The organism is Curtobacterium sp. MCLR17_040 (genome assembly GCF_003234735.1).
In the GTDB taxonomy this organism is placed as follows: Bacteria; Actinomycetota; Actinomycetes; order Actinomycetales; family Microbacteriaceae; genus Curtobacterium; species Curtobacterium flaccumfaciens.
Genome location: NZ_QKTE01000001.1, coordinates 275,627 through 289,767 on the forward strand (window position 1 = coordinate 275,627; position 14,141 = coordinate 289,767).

16 protein-coding genes are annotated in these 14,141 nt (G+C 70.7%); 4 read left to right on the forward strand and 12 right to left on the reverse strand.

The window, feature by feature from the left end; all coding sequences use genetic code 11:
* The first annotated feature begins 136 nt into the window (after positions 1 to 136).
* Positions 137 to 1,183: an NAD(P)-dependent alcohol dehydrogenase gene (locus DEJ01_RS01280; RefSeq protein WP_071404920.1), complete on the forward strand. Its 1,047-nt coding sequence runs from the start codon at positions 137 to 139 to the stop codon at positions 1,181 to 1,183.
* A 72-nt stretch (positions 1,184 to 1,255) separates the two neighbouring features.
* On the opposite strand, the gene DEJ01_RS01285 is transcribed toward DEJ01_RS01280, so the two are convergent.
* From DEJ01_RS01285 to DEJ01_RS01300, 4 genes are read right to left on the reverse strand one after another with little or no spacing between them, the layout of a single operon-like run.
* Complete coding sequence (locus tag DEJ01_RS01285) at positions 1,256 to 2,692, reverse strand: hypothetical protein (protein ID WP_111092003.1); 1,437 nt, start codon at positions 2,690 to 2,692, stop codon at positions 1,256 to 1,258.
* Entirely contained in the window at positions 2,682 to 3,503 is an 822-nt protein-coding gene (locus DEJ01_RS01290; protein WP_111092004.1) for a TIGR03943 family putative permease subunit, read from the reverse strand. Before DEJ01_RS01290 ends, DEJ01_RS01285 begins: the two co-directional genes overlap by 11 nt.
* Entirely contained in the window at positions 3,490 to 4,503 is a 1,014-nt protein-coding gene (locus DEJ01_RS01295) for a permease (RefSeq protein ID WP_071246228.1), read from the reverse strand. The genes DEJ01_RS01290 and DEJ01_RS01295 overlap by 14 nt, the downstream gene beginning before the upstream one ends.
* Before the next feature lie 49 nt (positions 4,504 to 4,552).
* Positions 4,553 to 5,131 carry a TetR/AcrR family transcriptional regulator gene (locus DEJ01_RS01300; RefSeq protein ID WP_164941264.1) on the reverse strand — a complete coding sequence of 193 codons (579 nt, stop codon included), beginning with the start codon at positions 5,129 to 5,131 and terminating at the stop codon, positions 4,553 to 4,555.
* Positions 5,132 to 5,237: 106 nt separating this feature from the next.
* Here DEJ01_RS01300 and DEJ01_RS01305 point away from each other — a divergent pair, with 106 nt between their 5' ends.
* Positions 5,238 to 5,552, forward strand: a complete 315-nt coding sequence (locus tag DEJ01_RS01305) for a multidrug efflux SMR transporter (protein ID WP_027464946.1) — start codon at positions 5,238 to 5,240, stop codon at positions 5,550 to 5,552.
* Between the two features lies 1 nt (position 5,553).
* A complete protein-coding gene (locus DEJ01_RS01310) occupies positions 5,554 to 5,895 on the forward strand; it encodes a multidrug efflux SMR transporter (RefSeq protein WP_111046227.1) in 342 nt (113 codons plus the stop codon).
* 149 nt (positions 5,896 to 6,044) lie between these two features.
* Here DEJ01_RS01310 and DEJ01_RS01315 read toward each other — a convergent pair whose 3' ends face one another.
* A complete protein-coding gene (locus DEJ01_RS01315; RefSeq protein WP_027464948.1) occupies positions 6,045 to 7,184 on the reverse strand; it encodes a CE1758 family FMN-dependent luciferase-like monooxygenase in 1,140 nt (379 codons plus the stop codon).
* 161 nt (positions 7,185 to 7,345) lie between these two features.
* Positions 7,346 to 8,239, reverse strand: a complete 894-nt coding sequence (locus DEJ01_RS01320) for a phosphatase PAP2 family protein (protein WP_181438327.1) — start codon at positions 8,237 to 8,239, stop codon at positions 7,346 to 7,348.
* A 241-nt stretch (positions 8,240 to 8,480) separates the two neighbouring features.
* Here DEJ01_RS01320 and DEJ01_RS18015 point away from each other — a divergent pair, with 241 nt between their 5' ends.
* Positions 8,481 to 8,927 carry a DUF4383 domain-containing protein gene (locus DEJ01_RS18015; protein ID WP_181438328.1) on the forward strand — a complete coding sequence of 149 codons (447 nt, stop codon included), beginning with the start codon at positions 8,481 to 8,483 and terminating at the stop codon, positions 8,925 to 8,927.
* A 310-nt stretch (positions 8,928 to 9,237) separates the two neighbouring features.
* On the opposite strand, the gene DEJ01_RS01330 is transcribed toward DEJ01_RS18015, so the two are convergent.
* The 6 genes from DEJ01_RS01330 to rpmB all read right to left on the reverse strand — a co-directional run bounded on the left by DEJ01_RS01330 (position 9,238) and on the right by rpmB (position 14,067).
* Entirely contained in the window at positions 9,238 to 10,572 is a 1,335-nt protein-coding gene (locus tag DEJ01_RS01330) for an ATP-dependent RecD-like DNA helicase (protein ID WP_111092006.1), read from the reverse strand.
* Positions 10,569 to 12,611, reverse strand: a complete 2,043-nt coding sequence (locus DEJ01_RS01335) for a cytochrome c oxidase assembly protein (RefSeq protein ID WP_111092007.1) — start codon at positions 12,609 to 12,611, stop codon at positions 10,569 to 10,571. The genes DEJ01_RS01330 and DEJ01_RS01335 overlap by 4 nt, the downstream gene beginning before the upstream one ends.
* A 163-nt stretch (positions 12,612 to 12,774) precedes the next feature.
* Positions 12,775 to 13,062, reverse strand: a complete 288-nt coding sequence (locus DEJ01_RS01340) for an HU family DNA-binding protein (RefSeq protein ID WP_017886454.1) — start codon at positions 13,060 to 13,062, stop codon at positions 12,775 to 12,777.
* 290 nt (positions 13,063 to 13,352) lie between these two features.
* A complete protein-coding gene (gene rpsN / locus DEJ01_RS01345) occupies positions 13,353 to 13,658 on the reverse strand; it encodes a 30S ribosomal protein S14 (RefSeq protein WP_017886455.1) in 306 nt (101 codons plus the stop codon).
* 2 nt (positions 13,659 to 13,660) lie between these two features.
* Positions 13,661 to 13,831, reverse strand: coding sequence for a 50S ribosomal protein L33 (rpmG, locus tag DEJ01_RS01350; RefSeq protein ID WP_017886456.1), 171 nt, complete (start codon positions 13,829 to 13,831; stop codon positions 13,661 to 13,663).
* A complete protein-coding gene (rpmB, locus tag DEJ01_RS01355; RefSeq protein ID WP_027464952.1) occupies positions 13,831 to 14,067 on the reverse strand; it encodes a 50S ribosomal protein L28 in 237 nt (78 codons plus the stop codon). Before rpmB ends, rpmG begins: the two co-directional genes overlap by 1 nt.
* Positions 14,068 to 14,141: the final 74 nt, after the last annotated feature.

Here is a 14,141-nt window from a genome sequence, read left to right on the forward strand (position 1 = left end):
GCGAGCAGAACGACGCGACGCGCCCGTCCGCAGGCACAGGGGTGTCCTGGTTGTACCTCCCACCCGGCCGCGGCTGCGCGCACACTGGTTCCGGGCCGGAACCGGCCTGCAACGCACCACCCCCACGAGGAGATCATTGCGCACCGTCAACGCGTACGCGGCACCGTCAGCGACCGAGCCGCTCGTCAAGACCACCATCACCCGTCGGGACGTCGGCCCGGACGACGTCGCGATCGACATCGCCTACGCCGGCATCTGCCACTCGGACATCCACACCGTCCGCGGTGAGTGGGGCCCCATCCAGTACCCGCAGGTCGTCGGCCACGAGATCGTCGGCCACGTCACCGAGGTCGGCGAGAACGTCACCAAGCACAAGGTCGGCGACCGCGTCGGCGTCGGCTGCATGGTGAACTCGTGCGGCGAGTGCGAGAACTGCGTCGCCGGCCAGGAGCAGTACTGCCTCAAGGGCAACATCGGCACCTACGCCAGCGTCGACCCGGCCGACGGCTCGATCACCCAGGGCGGCTACTCGCAGGCCGTCGTGGTGAACGAGGACTTCGTCCTCCGTGTCCCCGAGTCGCTCGACATCGAGAAGGTCGCGCCGCTGCTCTGCGCCGGCATCACCACCTACTCGCCGCTGCACCACTGGAACGCCGGTCCCGGCACCAAGGTCGCCGTCGTCGGCATGGGCGGGCTCGGCCACATGGCCGTCAAGATCGCCGTGGCGCTCGGCGCCGAGGTCACCGTCCTGTCGCAGACCACCTCGAAGCAGGAGGACTCGCTCCGCTACGGCGCGAAGGCCCACTACGCGACGAAGGACCCGGAGACGTTCGAGAAGCTCGCGAACTCCTTCGAGCTGATCATCAACACCGTCTCGGCGAAGATCCCGATGGGCGCCTACCTGGGCCTGCTCAAGGTCGACGGCACGCTCGTCAACGTGGGCGCTCCGTCCGAGCCGCTCGAGGTGCCGGCCTTCGCGCTCATCCCGCGTCGGCTCAGCTGGGCGGGTTCCGCCATCGGCGGCATCCAGGAGACCCAGGAGATGCTCGACTTCTGCGCCGAGCACGGGATCCTCCCGGAGACCGAGCTCATCAGCGCCGACCAGATCAACGAGGCCTACGAGCGCGTGCTGTCCTCGGACGTCCGCTACCGCTTCGTGATCGACGCGGCCACGCTGGCGTAGTCGCCACCACCTGAACGACTGGAGGCCCGGTACCAGCTGGTACCGGGCCTCCAGTCTGTCGTCTCGGTGCCGTCAGCCGACCTCGTCACCGGACGGCAGCGCGCCGCACCAGTCGACGGAGCCCGCGTCGATGCTCGCCTCGAGCGCACCAGAGGCAGCGTCGACGATGCTCACGAGCTCGCCGGTCGCCGACTTCGTCGCGACCGCGACGAACTGGCTGTTCGGGGACGGGCAGACCGCGGTGACGCTCGCGTCGTCGGGGATCGTCACCGGCAGCCGGGAGGCCCGTCCCCCGTCCACCCGCACGATCCGTGCCGCGATGGTGCCGTCGGACCGCACGTCCCCCAGCACCCGCAGGTACGTGTCGTCGGACAGCTGGGCGATGCGGCCGAGGACGGCCGCATCGGTGCTCGCGGCGGGCGCCTGCAGCGCCGACTTCGACCCGTCGGTCAGGTCCAGCCGCTCGATGCCGGTGCCCGTCTCGACGACGGCCGTGGTGCCGGTACCGACGAAGCCGTGCAGGTAGGTGGCGCTGCCGAGCCGGACCGGGTCGGCACGCCCGCTCATGTCGACGAGCACCAGGTCGTCGCTGCCCGTCCGGACCAGCGCGCTCTCGGTCCGCGGCACGTAGGCCCACTGCCCGACCGTCATCGGCACGGCGCCCGTCTTCGGCTTGCCGTTCGCCGCGATCGCCGTGGGCATGTGGGTGCCCGTCATGTCGACCACGTACAGGCCGGTGTTCCGGGACTGCCCGGTCGAGGTGTCGGCGTACTCGAACCCGAACGAGGCACCGTCGTCGGCGACGTGGAGCGCCGTGACGCGACCCTCGGCGGTCGGCAGGGTGAGGTGTTCGACGGGGGCGTCGGCGTCCTGCACGCCACCGCTCAGCGCCACGATGTCCACGGACGAGCTGGCGTCCGTGCCGCTCACGACCACCAGGGAGCGGCCGAGCCGGGCGTACTCGGAGATCGCGGTGCCCTCGTAGACGGTGGTGGCGCCGCCCGCGTCGAGGGATCGCCGGACGATGCGGTCCTTCGCCCCGGCCTGCCCGGGCACGAGCGCGAGCACGTCGGTGCTGCCGGTGCGGATCGCCGCCGTCAGGTCGGACGTGGCACGCTGCCCGGGTGCCCGCACGCCCGCGACCGTCACGGTGTACTCGCGGTCGTAGGCCAGGGGTCCGGCGAACTCGACGGCGATGGTGTTGCCGCTCGAGGTCACGGTGTGCGCCGCAGCCGGGCTGACCCGGACGTCGGCGGCGGCGACCTTCTGCAGCGCCTGGTTCGCCGTGAGGATCACCCGCTGGGCCGGCCGGGTGACGAGACCGGTCGCGTCGTAGGAAACGTCGCGGAGCCGCGGGCCCTGCTGCGAGCCGACGACCGCGGCGAGCGCGGCGACCACGGCGAGGACCACCACGACGGCGACGTACCGGCGGTGGAAGCGGTGTGCGACGGGGCGGCGCTCGCGGCGCTGGTCTCCGTGGTGCTGGTCTCCGCGGCGCTCAGAACTCATACGGGTCCTCGGGCTGGGCGATGTCGGTGATCTTCGCGGCCTTGACGACGATGCGGGCGTGGGCGGACTGGTCCGGGTTGGCGGCCAGGGCTCCGCGGACGGTGACCCACTGGCCCTCGTCGGGGACGGTCCCGGTGCCGTCGCCGTCGCCGGTCACGACATCGAGGCCGACCGGTTGTGCGTCCACGGCGCAGCAGCTGATCACGAAGCGGGTGAGGGTGAAGGACCCGTCGTCCCCGGGGACCACGAAGCCGGTCAGTTCGACCTGCTTGCCGACCAGGGCCGTGGTGTCCGTGGTCTGCCGGATCAGCGCGGCCCAGTCCTTGACGCCGTACTCCGAGGTGTCGACGCCCTCGCTGCCGAGCAGCTGCACCGCGGACTCCGAGCCGGTGGCGTTGGACAGGGTCGCGGAGTCCACGCTCCGCTGCTGGGCGGTGCGGGCGGACAGCGTCGTCGGCGGCAGGACGAGCATCGCGACGGTGACACCGATCGTGACGACGGCGGCGGCTCCGCCGAGGGCGAGGCGGACGGCGCGACGGCGGCCTCCCGTCCGCTGCTGCTGGTGCAGATCGAGGTCGTCCTCGTCGTCGCCGTGCGTGTGGCCGTACCCGCGGGCGGTGGCCACCAGTCCGGCGATCGACGCGGGCACCCCGACGGCGGCGAGCACGACCGTGAACACCGAGTAGCGCGGGTTGATGTACAGGTCGAGGTGCCCGACCAGCGCGAGCCACAGCGTGCAGAGGGCGGCGGCCAGCACCGACCCGAGACCCAGGTACGCGGCCGCGTTGCTGCGTGCATCAGACGAGGACATTCATCACCAACCCGACGGCTCCGGCGAACAGGACGCACACGACGGACAGCAGCACCAGGAAGCGGACCCGGAACGTCGTGCGCAGCAGGGCGATCATCTTGACGTCGATGATCGGCCCGATGATCAGGAAGGCCGTGATCGACCCGGGCAGGAACGTCGACGCGAAGGACAGCGCGAAGAAGGCGTCGACGTTCGAGCAGAGCGACACCGTCATCGCCAGCAGCATCATCGCCGCGACGGACAGCACCGGGTTCGAGCCGACGGCCACCAGGGTCGATCGGGGCACGGCGACCTGGATCGCCGCGGCCAGGCCGGCACCGACGAACAGTGCCGGCATCATCGTCGCCGTCTCGCCGCCGAACTGCGCGGCGCTCTGCCGCCAGCGGTGCAGGCCGCGGGGCGCTCCGACGGCCGCACGGCACCGGGCCTCGAAGGCGGGGAGCAGCAGGTCGGCCGGACGGCGGTGCGCGGCGACGATCCAGCCGACGAGGTTCGCGATGACGAACCCGCCGACGATGCGCACCGGCAGGATCCACCCGGACCAGCCGAACGCCTGCGCGGTGCTGATGATGACGAGCGGGTTGAGGATCGGGGCCGCGACCAGGAACGTGACGGCCTCGGCCGGTGTGAACCCGCGCATCATCAGGCCACGGGCGAGCGGGACGTTGCCGCACTCGCACACCGGGAACAGCATGCCGATCAGGGAGATCACGGCCCGACGGCCGAAGGCGTTCTGCGGCAGGACCTTCTCGAGCGCGCCGACCGGCACCCAGACCTCGACGACGATCGACAGCACGATGCCGAGCACCACGAACGGCAGGGACTCGACGACGACGCTGATCGCCAGCGTGAGGAAGTCCTGCACGACGTCCGGCAGCCCGGTCGACCCGATGCTCGGGGAGAACAGCCGGATGCCCAGCAGGACGACGACGGCGAGCAGCACCAGGCCGGGGCCGGTGAGGCTCCGGGTGCGCTGCGGCGGCCGCGTGGTCGTCGTCACCGGGACAGGATAGGTGACGCCTCCTGCCCGGGGCTGCGCACGGGGCGGCTCAACCCGCGGTGACGCCGTCGAGGTGCCGGTCGAGCACGTCGATCGCCCAGTCGCCGGACTCCCCCGGAGCCAGCCGGACGACCTGCATCGCGAGTCCGTCCAGGAGCGCGTGGAGCCGGCAGGCCTCGTACTCCCGGTCGTCCGCCGGTACCCCGAGCAACCCGAGGACCTCCTCGCACCACGTCCGCATCGCCGCGACGGTCCGGTCGAGCGTCGGCCGGAGCCCGACGTCGGTGAGCGCGGCGTTGCCGAGTGCCAGGTAGACCTCGAGCTCGACGACCCGCTCCTCGTCGAGGGGCAGCAGCTCGAGCACGATCCGGCGTGCGCGTCGGGCCGGCGTGAGGTCGTCGGGGATGGCGTCGATGCGCTCGCGGATCCGGTCGAACACGAGCGTGATGGTGTGCTCGCGGACGCTCGCCTGGGTCGGGAACGTGTAGCGGACCGTGCTCGGCGGCAGTCCGGCCTCGGCGGCGACGTTCCGCACGCTCAACGCTCCGAGCCCGTCGCGCACGAGGACCCGGCACGCCGCCTCGGACACGGTGCGGCGCCGTTCGTCGACGTCCATGCTCCTGGCCACGACGCCATACTCGCACAGTCGTACCAACTCGTGCTACCGTCGAGGTCGTTGTCGCACAGTCGTACGACAACGAGAACGAACGACTCCCGCAGGAAAGGACATCGTCATGGCATGGGCAATCCTCGTGCTCAGCGGCGTGCTCGAGGCCGTCTGGGCCACCGCCCTCAGCGCCTCGAACGGCTTCAAGAAGGTCGTCCCCACGATCGTGTTCGTCGCCGGGATGGCGCTGAGCATGGTGGGGCTGGCGTTCGCGATGAAGAGCATCCCGGTCGGCACGGCCTACGCCGTCTGGGTCGGCATCGGGGCGTCCCTGACCGTGGTCGTCGCGATCCTCCGTCGGCAGGAGGCCGCGTCCTTCGCCCGCCTCGCCCTGGTCTTCGGCCTGGTGGCGTGCGTCATCGGCCTCAAGGTGGTGAGCTGACGTGGCCTGGATCGTCCTGTTCGTCAGCGCCGCGCTCGAGACCGTCTGGGCGACCGCACTCGGCGAGAGCGACGGTTTCACCGAGCTCCGCCCGACGGTCGTGTTCGCCGTCACGATCGTGATCAGCCTGGTCGCCTTCGGCTACGTCTTGAAGCACATCCCGATCAGCACGGCGTACGCGGTGTGGACCGGGACCGGCGCCGCCCTCACCGTGCTCTGGGGCATGGCCACCGGCGCGGAGCCCGTCACCGTCCTGCGCCTGCTGTTCATCGCCGGCATCGTCGGGTGCGTCGTGGGCCTCAAGCTCGTGCCGGCCCGCCCCGTCGCCGACCTCACGCGCTGAGCGACAGCTCACGCACCAGCGATCCCGTGAGGTGTCGCTGACCCCGTGAGGCGAGTGCGGTCCGAGAACGCGCGCCGAGACGGACGGGAGGCCCGGTGCCAGCTGGCACCGGGCCTCCCGTCCGCTCGTGGTGGCGCTCACGGCACGCGTCAGACGGACGCGCCCGTCCACTCGTCCTCGGCGGCGACGTGGTCGCTGCCGACCGTGCCGGCCGCCATCGCGGCAGCAGCACGCGCGGCGTGCGACGGCGGGTCCGACGGGACGTCGGCGGGGCGACCCTCGTCGTTCAGCTTGCGCAGCTCCGGCACGATGTCCGTGGCCAGGATGTCGATCTGCTCGAGCACCGTCTTGAGCGGCAGACCGGCGTGGTCGATGAGGAACAGCTGGCGCTGGTAGTGGCCGACGTGGTCCTTCATCGCGGCGTACCGGTCGATGACCTGCTGCGGCGAACCGACGGTGAGCGGGGTCTGGGCGGTGAAGTCCTCCATCGAGGGGCCGTGGCCGTAGACCGGGGCGTTGTCGAAGTAGGGCCGGAACTCGTTGATCGCGTCCTGCGAGTTCTTCCGCGCGAAGAACTGCCCACCGAGCCCGACGATCGCCTGGTCGGCACGGCCGTGCCCGTAGTGCTCGAAGCGCTGGCGGTACAGGCCGACCATCTGCTCGGTGTGCTGGATCGGCCAGAAGATGTTGTTGTGGAAGAAGCCGTCACCGTAGTACGCGGCCTGCTCGGCGATCTCCGGCGTGCGGATCGAGCCGTGCCAGACGAACGGCGGGACACCGTCGAGCGGACGCGGGGTCGAGGTGAAGCCCTGCAGCGGCGTGCGGAACTTGCCCTGCCAGTTGACGACGTCGTTCTCCCAGAGCTGGCGGACGAGCGCGTAGTTCTCGATCGCCAGGTTGACGCCCTGTCGGATGTCCTGCCCGAACCACGGGTAGACGGGGCCGGTGTTGCCGCGGCCCATCATCAGGTCCATGCGGCCGTCGGACACGACCTGCAGCATCGCGTACTCCTCGGCGATGCGCACCGGGTCGTTCGTGGTGATCAGGGTCGTCGACGTGGACAGCGTGATGTCCTTCGTCTTCGCCGCCAGGTAGGCGAGCAGCGTGGTCGGCGACGAGGCCACGAACGGCGGGTTGTGGTGCTCACCGGTCGCGAAGACGTCGAGCCCGGCCTGGTCGGCGTGCTCGGCGATCGTCAGGATGTCGCGGACTCGCTGGGTGTCGTCCGGCGTGGTGCCGGTCGTGGGGTCGGTCGTGACGTCACTGACCGTGAAGATGCCGAACTGCATGATGCGCCGCCTTTCGCGATTTCGATGCGTTTGCATCGACTTGCTCGGTACAACGTAGCGCACGGCGTGGCATTCCCGCCAGGCTCGCGCCCGTCGGACGGGCGGCCTGGAGGCCCGGCTCGGCTCCCCGGGTCAGCGGGCGGTCGGCAGCGTGGCCGGGGTCAGGGGGCGAGCGTGGCCGGGTCGGTGCGCGCGGCGTGGTGCATCCCGTCGAGGAACCACACGACGGTCACGACCGCCAGGACGCTCGCGCTGGACGCCAACCGCCCCGCCACCAGGATCGCGGCGTGGTCGTACGCGCCGTCACCGGTCAGGCCGACCACGAGCGCCGCGACACCGATCGCCAGCGTGAGCCCGGTCGCGACGAGGAGCACGACGCTCACCACCCGCCGAGGCCCCCGCCGACCGTCACGGTCGCCCCGGAGCCCGCGGTCGACCCGGGGTCCGACCGCGCGGACGATCCCGAGCCAGAACATCGCGATCGCGCAGGCGCCGATGATGTCGCTGACCCGGTGCCAGCCGTAGACCACGGTCTGGTTCGCCACGAAGACCGCGTACCCGACGCCGACGATGGTCACCAGCGGGCGGAACCGGCGAGGCGTGACCATCAGGACCGCGAACAGCGCCGCCAGTGCGATCGTCGCGTGCCCGGACGGGAACGAGTTCGGCGTCGTCGACTGAGCGATCTCAGGGCGCACGGCGATACGCTTGACGAGCGTCGAGGTGGCCGCCGACGCGAGCACCACGACCCCCGCGCCGAGTCCCACCGAGAGCCGCCGTCTGGCGAACGCCACGGCGACGATCACGACGACGAGCAACAGGATCACCGGCACCGAGATGACGTTGAGCGCAGTGTCCGAACTGAACAGGTCGGACTCCCGGACCCCGCCGAGCGCGGCGTCCTCCGCTTTCTGACCGACCGGGGTCAGCACCGCGACCCCGTAGACGAGAGGCACGATCACGAACCCCAGAGCCGCCAGCGCAGCCCACCGCCCCCGCCGCGAGACCCACGGTCCGCGCGACTCGGATGCACTGCGCTCGGGTGTCAAGGTCACCGGGCTGGTCCTCCTGGGAGTGGTCGTCGTCGGGCTCGTCGCACGACTGGCGGCGGCGCTGCGATTGGGTCGGTCGGGGTCCGACACGATACCGTTGGAGCACCGGCCGGAGGCTGGGAACCGCACCCCCGTCGGCCGTGCACTGCGCGCTGACACGAGGGGATCGGTGATCCCCGCCGGGCCGTCGCACCACGCGGGACCGACGCACGTCGCGTCGGCAGTGTACGAGGAGGAAACCGAAGTGGCCATCAAGGAACCGGGCATCATCGCCTCGCCGAACCGGGGTCTCGCACTCACGGCCGGCGGCGTCCTCGCACTCTGGGGCGTCCTGGGCTTCTTCTTCGCCGCCGACGGCGACCCGGGCTTCTTCAACCGCCAGGGCGGCATGCTGTGGAACGCGTTCGGTGTGAACCCGGCGCTCTGCCTGGTGTGGGTGCTGCTCGCCGCGGTGCTGCTCATCACCGGCCTCGGCAACACCGTCGGATCGCGCAACGGCAACTTGCTCGTCGGCGCCCTGCTCGTCTTCTTCGCGGTGTACGGCTTCGTCTTCGTCGACACCTCGGCCAACGTCTTCGCCCTCAACACCACGGACAACGTGTTCCACGCCATCGTCGGTGTGCTCCTGCTGCTCACCGCGCTCGGCGCCGACAAGGAGAACCTCCGCGCACTGCGTGCGGCGCGCGCCTGACGCTCCCGCTCGACTGCACTCCCGACGCCCGTCTGCCGCTCCGGCAGGCGGGCGTCGTCGTGTGCGGGGGGGGCGGGGTGGTCCGGCGGCGGTGTCGTGCGGCGGGGGTGTCGTGCGGTCACGACTCCCCGCTCAGGTGCGTCGGCCGGTCACGAACTGTCGGATGCGGAGTGTCCAGGCGACGACGAGTGACCGCTCGGCGCAGGACCGACGGGGAGTCGTGACCGCTCGGCAGCGTGCGTCCGGGCATGCAGCCGCGCGTGCCCGGCGGCGTGTGGCCGAAGCGGACCCAACGGGTCAGTCGGACGCGTCAGTCGGCGTCGGAGTCGGCATCGGAGTCGGCGTCGGGCTGCTTCTTCGGGGCCTCGAGCTCGGTGGCGACGATGCGGGGCGCCTCGGACATGAAGCGCCGGACGTCCAGGTCGACGATGATGTCCTGCGGCCGGAGCGGCCGGGTGAGGAACAACCCCTCGAGCGAGGTCAGCCGCGACAGCGCCACGTACGTCTGACCCGCGCTGAACACCCGGTTGCCGAGGTCGACCACGGCCCGGTCGTACGTGCTGCCCTGGGACTTGTGGATGGTCACGGCCCAGGCGAGCCGGAGCGGGAACTGCTGGAACTCCCCGACGGTGTCCTTCTTGAGTTCCTTCTTGTCCGCGTCGTACGAGTACTTGAACTTCTCCCACACCGACGGCTGGACCTCGAACGACTCACCGTCGACGTCGACCCACACCGTGTCGCGGATCGCGGTCACGATGCCCAGGGTGCCGTTCACCCAGCGCTGGTCGGCGTCGTTGCGCAGGAACATCACGTGCGCGCCGGGCTTCAGCTCGAGGGCTTCGTCGGCCGGGAAGTTCCGTCCGCCGAAGTCCCCGTTCACGTCGGCCTTGGCGGTCTTCACCTTGCCGGGCAGCCGCTCGAGGGCCGCCTTGTTGATCCGGGCGACCGTGTCGTTGCGGGTCGCCAGGGTGATGGCGTCGTCCGGAGCCGGACGTGCCCCGGCGGTGTTCAGCTGCTCGGCGATGTCCGCGGTGACCCGACCGTGCCGGACGGCGGTGAGCATCGCGGCGAAGGCGTCGTCGCGCTGCCGGTGCACCGTGGCGAGCTCGATGATGTTGAGCTCGGCCTCGAGCCACACCTTGGCGTCGAAGAACCACATCGACCGGTAGTGGTCGGTGAAGTAGGCGCGCTCGTCGGCGTCGCCGGGCACCGGGGGCAGCTGGTACGGGTCGCCGAACATCACGACCTGCACCCCGCCGAACGGCTCGAACTGCCGACCGCGGGCCTTGCGGAGCGACCGGTCCATGCCGTCGAGCAGGTCGGCATTGACCATCGAGACCTCGTCGATGACCAGGGTGTCGATCGTGTTGAGGAGCTTGCGGGTGTCCGGGCCCTGCCGCAGTTCGGCGTCCGCGATGAGCCCGATCGGCAGCCGGAACAGGGAGTGGATCGTCTGGCCGCCGACGTTGAGCGCGGCGACCCCCGTCGGGGCGCAGATGACGACCTGCTTCTCGGTGTTCCACGACAGGTGGTTGAGGAGCGTGGACTTGCCCGTGCCGGCCCGGCCGGTGATGAACACGTGGTCTCGGGTGTGCTCGATGTACTCGAAGACAGCGCGCTGTTCGTCGCTCAGCTCGATGCTCATCGGGCGTCCGCTCCGGGCGAGGGTTCGAGGTCGTCGCTGCCGTCGTCGAAGTCCAGGTCGTCCTGGTCAACCCTGGAAGCGGGCTCGGCGGCGGCGGTCGGACCGGCCACAGCTGCGCCGCCGGCAGCAACTGCGTCAACGGCGTGGGCCGGGTCTCCCCCGTCACGCCGCAGCCGCACGAGCACCACCACGACCACGGTCACCAGGAGCAGCACCCCGGCGACGATCAGCACGAGCCCGGCCCTGGCTTGGTCGACGAGCGGGTCCGGCCCCCACGACCGGCCCATCGCGCCGAACCACGAGGCCTGCAGCAGCCCGAGCGGCCCGCGCATCGCGATGCCGAGCGAGACGATGCCCGCCGCGATCACCAGCGCCCCGACGATCCGGACGACGGCGGCAGCAGTGGTCGGGCGGCGGTGCCCGGCGGGGATCGGTGTGCAGAGCGTCGGGACGGCCAGCAGCCCGACCAGCAGGAACACGGCGTCGCTGACGGTACGACCGGTGGGGTCACTCACCGACCACCGCACGGCATCGGTGGCGAAGAACGCCCACCACAGGGCCGCCGCGAGCAGGAACGCGGGGAACGGCTGGGCCAGGTACCGCACGGAGGGGTGCTCGACGATGACGTCGGTCCACTCACGCACCCCCGTGCTGTCGTCGTTCCGGGGGTGCACGGCGGCGCGGATCAACGCGACGGGTGCCGCCGCCCACACCAGAGCGGGGACCACCAGGCCGAGCAGCACGTGGGCACCGACGTTCGCCGAGACGAGGAACCGGTCGTACTGATGCAGCGAGCCCGAGGTCGCGACCACCAGGGACACGACCGCCAGGGCCGCGGCGATCGAGCGACGCGCCGGCCACCGCACGCCGCTCCGCCGCAGTCGCACGACGCCGGCCACGTACGTCGCGGCGAGCAGCACGGCGGCCATCAGCCAGAACAGGTCGATGTTCCACTGGGTCAGCCAGCCCCACGCACCGGGCGCGTGCGGCAGCAGGTCGTCGGTCAGGAGCTCCGCCGGGCTCGGGTGGGTGGTCTTGCTCAGGGCGATCTGGTCGACCGGGGTGGCGGTCCGTCCGAGTGCCGCGGCGAACCCCGACGCCACACCCATCACCGCGAGTTCGACGACGATGAGGGTCCAGAAGGGCCGCTGCCGACCGGGCGAGGTGGTCAGCGCACGGATGGCCCGACGGCGCTGCACCGCGCCGAGGACCCCGATGGCGACGATCGCACCGATCTTCACCAGGACGAGCGTGCCGTACGGGGTGAACAGGTTCGAGAGCGCCCCGACGCGGATCTGCGCCGACGCGGTGCCCGAGACGGCGACGAGCACGAAGCAGCCGAGGGCGATGCTCGAGTACCGGGCCACGACCGCGGGCAGCCGGTCACCGGGCAGCACCCCGCGCAGCAGCACGAGCATGACGAGCCCACCGACCCACAGCGCCGCACCGACCAGGTGCAGCCCCAGTGCCGTCACGGCGGCGTCGTGGCTGGCGGTGCCGGCGGCGTGACCCTGCTGCGCGAGCGGGATGAGGCCGATCATCGAGACGCCGGCGGTCAGGGCGACCATGCCCCGCGAACGGACGGCGAAGCAGAGCACCGTGACGGCCGCGGCGACGAGGACGGTCACGAGCCAGGCGAGCCCGAGCTCGGTGCCGGTGAGGAAGACCCCCATCGACTGCCCGAACTGCTCGTCGATGCTGATGCGCGAACCGGCGACGCTGAGGAACGTGCAGAACGTGGCGACGGCCGACGCGACCGTCCAGACACCACTGGCCCCGGCGGCGACGTCGATCGCGCGGTTCCACTCGGGGCCGGAGCGCGAGAGGCCGATGGTCGCCAGTGCGAGCCCACCGATCGTGGTGGCCGCGGACAGGTCGACGATGAGCCGGGCGATCGGCAGCCCGAAGCGGACGACGGGCCCTGGGTCGGCGATGAGTGCGGGGTTCGCGCCCCCACCGATGACGAGTGCCGTGAGCAGCGCCACGAACCCGACGAGCAGGAGCACGGCGGGACCGGCGATGCGCGCGATCCGATTCACCCGTCAAGCCTAGGCGGTGCCCACCCGGCCGACGGACGAGGCGAGCCGATCTGTGCAAACCGGCACGGGCCTCCAGGCCAGGACCCGCGCACCACGCGCCCGCGCGCCCCGGGAACGACGAAAGGGACGGCCGAAGCCGTCCCTCCCGATGCGCGGAACAGTCTTACTTGACCGCAGCCTTGAGCTTCGAGCCGGCGCTGACCTTGACCGAGTCGCTCGCGGCGATCTCGATGGCGTCACCCGTCTGCGGGTTGCGGCCGGTGCGGGCGGCGCGGTGCGTCTTCTCGAAGGCGATCCAACCGGGGATCGTGACCTTCGTGCCGTCGGCGACGGACGACGAGACGACGCTGAAGAGCGCGTCGACGACGCCGTTGACGGTGGCCTGGCTCTGGCCGGACTCAGCGGCGACGGCAGCGACGAGCTCGGTGCGGTTCAGTGACTTGTCAGCCATGGATGTCCTCCTCGGACTTCTTGCAGTATCGGTCGGACGCACGTGTCGTCCGGCGCCCGGAGCGGTTGCCCCGTGCCACGGTGCCAGTGGGCCGAGGGCCCGGCGGAACCGGAGTTGAACCTACCAGCCGCCGGGGGTGAAAACCGCCGACTCGCCCGGATTTCCGGGGTTGTCGGGGCTCCGAGGGGGTGCTGGAGGGACAGATGTGACGAATGACGGCTCGCATGTACCCCGTACACAGCGAACGCCCCGCCACCAGGAGGTGACGGGGCGTCGTGTACTGCGAGTGCTTACCAGGAGCTCTTCGTGATGCCGGGGAGCTCGCCGCGGTGGGCCATGTCACGGAAACGGACACGGCTGATGCCGAACTCACCGAGGTGGCCACGGGGGCGGCCGTCGATGGCGTCGCGGTTGCGGTAGCGGATGGGCGATGCGTCGCGGGGCAGCTTCTGCAGGCCCACGCGGGCAGCCTCACGCGACTCGTCGGTGCCGTTCGGGTCCACGAGGGCCTTCTTCAGCTCGAGACGACGCTCGGCGTAGCGCGCGATGATGACGGCACGCTGGTTGTTCTTCGCGATCTTGCTCTTCTTCGCCATGCTTAGCGCTCCTCACGGAAGTCGACGTGCTTGCGGATCACCGGGTCGTACTTCTTCAGCACGAGTCGGTCGGGGTTGTTCCGACGGTTCTTCTTGGTCACGTAGGTGAACCCGGTGCCCGCCGTCGAGCGGAGCTTGATGATCGGACGGATGTCCTGACCCTTTTTCGCCATCAGATCTTCTCCCCACGGGCGAGGAGATCCTTGACGACGGACTCGATGCCACGTGCGTCGATCACCTTGATGCCCTTCGCGCTGAGCGTGAGCGTGACGTTACGACGAAGCGAGGGCACGTAGTACGTCTTCTTCTGCACGTTCGGGTCGAAGCGACGCTTCGTCCGGCGGTGCGAGTGCGAGATGTTGTGACCGAAGCCGGGAACGGCGCCGGTCACCTGGCACACTGCTGCCATGGTTTCCTCCTGAGTACCGTGCGACCGGACGGCCGCACCCAAGTTCACTTGCCTGGTGCACACGCGCAGTGCCA